This is a genomic window from Endozoicomonas sp. G2_1, from assembly GCF_017744155.1.
Classification (GTDB): Bacteria; Pseudomonadota; Gammaproteobacteria; order Enterobacterales; family Alteromonadaceae; genus JAGHQT01.
This window is the reverse complement of the sequence record NZ_JAGHQT010000036.1, coordinates 1-2,923: the sequence shown is the minus strand read 5'-3', so window position 1 is coordinate 2,923 and position 2,923 is coordinate 1. Positions and strand designations below refer to the sequence as shown.

Here is a 2,923-nt window from a genome sequence, read left to right as displayed (position 1 = left end):
ATAAAAAGTAATTGCTGTAATTACACATAACAAGCCAATAAAGTTGGGACTGCTAAAGCTTGGCTCGGTTCCGCTTCGCTTCACAGTTTAGCCAAGCATTATCAGCCCCTTATTGGGGCGTTATACGAATAGGGAATTATGGAGTTAACTGAAATATTGGAAGCTATTCTTTTAATTTTATTAATAGCTTTTTTCGGTTATAAAGTGCTTTCAGGTGTTCGTGCATCTAAAAAATTTAATCGTGAATGGAGCAATATTTCTGATTCTCAAAAAGAGGAATTCCTCAAAAATAAAGGTACTCTATCTAAATGGGAGTTAGGCTCTTTCACTAAATTGCCTAAACCGTTAGCTTGTATAGGTAATTTGCTAGCATTGGTTGTTATATTGTTTATTGTGGTTGTGGCGGCAGGTATTATTTTCCAGTAATGCGTAATATTCGTATAACAAGCGCTTTAACGGGACAAATAAAGCTTCGCTCCCGTCGCTGCGCTCCTAATTTTAGCTAAGCTAATTATTTGCCCGTTAAGCGGGCGTTAGCTGTATAGGAAAGTATGAATCGAATCTTAACCATCGTCGGATTAATTTTAACCTTGATTTACGTTGTAGGAATTTTGCTAATCCTAGATGGAAGGTTAAATCAGCTATTCACAATGCCTCTGAATGAAGTTGGTGACTTTTTCGCTGGAATATTTGGCCCTGTTGCATTTTTATGGTTGATTTTAGGCTTTCTTCAACAAGGTAAAGAGTTACAACAGAGTACAAAAGCCCTAGAGTTGCAAGCTACGGAGTTAAATAACTCTGTTGAGCAGCAACGTGAACTAGTTGAAGTAACAAGATCCCAAGTAGAAGCGGAACGCGAAGCACTGAACATAGAACGAGAAAGGCAATCAAAAGCAGCTAAACCTAACTTTATATTTCATGGGGTTGGTGGTTCACATAGCGCTGGTAAAAGTAAGTTTTTTACGACAATCAAAAATACGGGTAGCACCTCAACACATGTGGCTATCACTTCGAATGTTGTTATGGACTCTCTCCATCCCTCTGAGGTTCCCGCATGGGAAACTAATCGCGACATACGTTTAGAGTTTAAATTTGAAGATGGCGGCGCACCAGAGGAAGCTATTTTTAAATTAAACTATACAGATGCTTTTGGTAATGTTGGATGTTCTGAATATAAAGTAGTCAAAAAACAAGATGACGGAAGGCATCCAAGTTTCAATATTGTGCCAATATACAGCTAACAAGCTGTTAAAGTGGGACTGCTAAAGCTTGGCTCGGTTTCGCTTCGCTTCACAAGTATAGCCAAGCATTATTAGCCCCTTATTGGGGCGTTATAACTCTCTTTAGGAATGCGCATGGGTTCAATGGACGAATACAAATCATTGATTGACGAATTAGTTGAGCGAAGCAGTTCAACCAAAGCTGAGTGGGTTAAGAAAGGCCAGTTTCCAAATACAGCTGAAAACGAAGCGATCAACAAAGTTTTATCAAGTTTATCCACGGAACAGAGGAATGTTATTGCTGATTTGGTAAATGATGCTAAATCTAGTGGGGTTCATGATACTTTGGCATATTTAAGTGAGCTTCAAAATTTAAATAATCTCAAAATATCAATCAACCAATCAGAGTTGCCTGTAGAGCCTTTTGGTACAGAGTTGAATTTTGACTATACCGCAAGACAACCTGGGGACGAGTGGCCTGAGTTATAACAAGCCAATAAAGCGGGACTGCTAAAGCTTGGCTCGGTTTCGCTTCGCTTCACTTCACAAGTTTAGCCAAGCATTTATCAGCCCCTTATTGGGGCGTTAGTGTGCATATGAAATATTTAAGTATATTTGCCTTTTTCATCATTTTTAGCCCACAAACTTTAGCTTGCAGATACGCAGCTAAAAGTATTCAGTCGCATTATGAAAATTCCTCTTATGTGTTTGAAGCTGTTATAACTGGCGAGTATTATCCAAGTTTCGAAAAAGCATTGATTAACCGTTTCAAAAACAATGCTGATAATGATGAAGTTCAGCTTCCTATTATGGTTGGTGAAACTATTGAATTCAGACTGTTACCAATCAAAACTTATAAAGGGAATGAGCCGCCTAAAAAGGTTTTCTTTAGTGGTTGTGGTTCAGGAAGTGCCGATGTAAAAAATCACGTTTTAGTTTTTGTAAATGAATATGAAAATAATTGGTATGGTTATTTTATTCGAAAAGGTGATATGAATTACACTACAGCAGTTAATACAGTCTCGAAACTTACACACTAACAAGCGCTTCAACGGGACAAATAAAGCTTAGCTCCCGTCGCTACGCTTCTAATTTTAGCTAAGCTAATTATTTGCCCGTTAAGCGGGCGTTATATTTTAAGGATGAAATCCACTATGAAAGCTGTAATCTCTATTTTATTAACTATCATTTCTTTGTGTTCTTATGCTGATGAACATGGAGAAAAAGGGTTTAAACTGGACGTAACTGTATCTGGTTTTTTTAGTCCTGAAGTTAAAAAAGCAATAATAAAACCTGTTGTTGAAGGTTCATCAGCAGAAAAAGAAGGCATAGAAATAGGTCATGAACTAGTTGCAATTGATGGCTGTAAAATACCGGGTTGTTCTGCTTCAAAAGCTAAAGGTATGTTGCAAAAAAATGTTGGTGAGACTGTAACCTTAACTTTAGTGAAGCCAGATGGTAAAACATATGAAGCCTTAGTTTTGTTGCAATAAAAATATAACAAGCTGTTCAAGGTGGGACTGCTAAAGTTTGGCTCGGTTTCGCTTCGCTACACAGTTTAGCCAAGCATTTATCAGCCCATTAAGCGGGCGTTAGCTTTGCCACCACTATTCTAGTAAAAATAGTTTTGTGGTTTGGCTGTAGAATTAAAAATTAGCACTTGTTGCCGTTCTTTGATGTGGTTAGTTTAGCGGTACAATTTA

5 protein-coding genes are annotated in these 2,923 nt (G+C 37.7%); all 5 read left to right on the top strand.

The genetic code is table 11. From position 1 onward, the window contains the following. The first annotated feature begins 138 nt into the window (after positions 1–138). Positions 139–426: a hypothetical protein gene (locus J7384_RS19170; RefSeq protein ID WP_209116143.1), complete on the top strand. Its 288-nt coding sequence runs from the start codon at positions 139–141 to the stop codon at positions 424–426. A gap of 125 nt (positions 427–551) precedes the next feature. Then, positions 552–1,241, top strand: coding sequence for a hypothetical protein (locus tag J7384_RS19165; RefSeq protein ID WP_209116142.1), 690 nt, complete (start codon positions 552–554; stop codon positions 1,239–1,241). A gap of 114 nt (positions 1,242–1,355) precedes the next feature. Next, on the top strand, positions 1,356–1,709 hold the full coding sequence (locus J7384_RS19160; protein ID WP_209116141.1) for a DUF6547 family protein: 354 nt from the start codon (positions 1,356–1,358) through the stop codon (positions 1,707–1,709). A gap of 107 nt (positions 1,710–1,816) precedes the next feature. Then, positions 1,817–2,260, top strand: a complete 444-nt coding sequence (locus tag J7384_RS19155; RefSeq protein ID WP_209116140.1) for a hypothetical protein — start codon at positions 1,817–1,819, stop codon at positions 2,258–2,260. Between the two features lie 114 nt (positions 2,261–2,374). After that, positions 2,375–2,713, top strand: coding sequence for a PDZ domain-containing protein (locus J7384_RS19150; protein ID WP_209116106.1), 339 nt, complete (start codon positions 2,375–2,377; stop codon positions 2,711–2,713). Positions 2,714–2,923 lie beyond the last annotated feature (210 nt).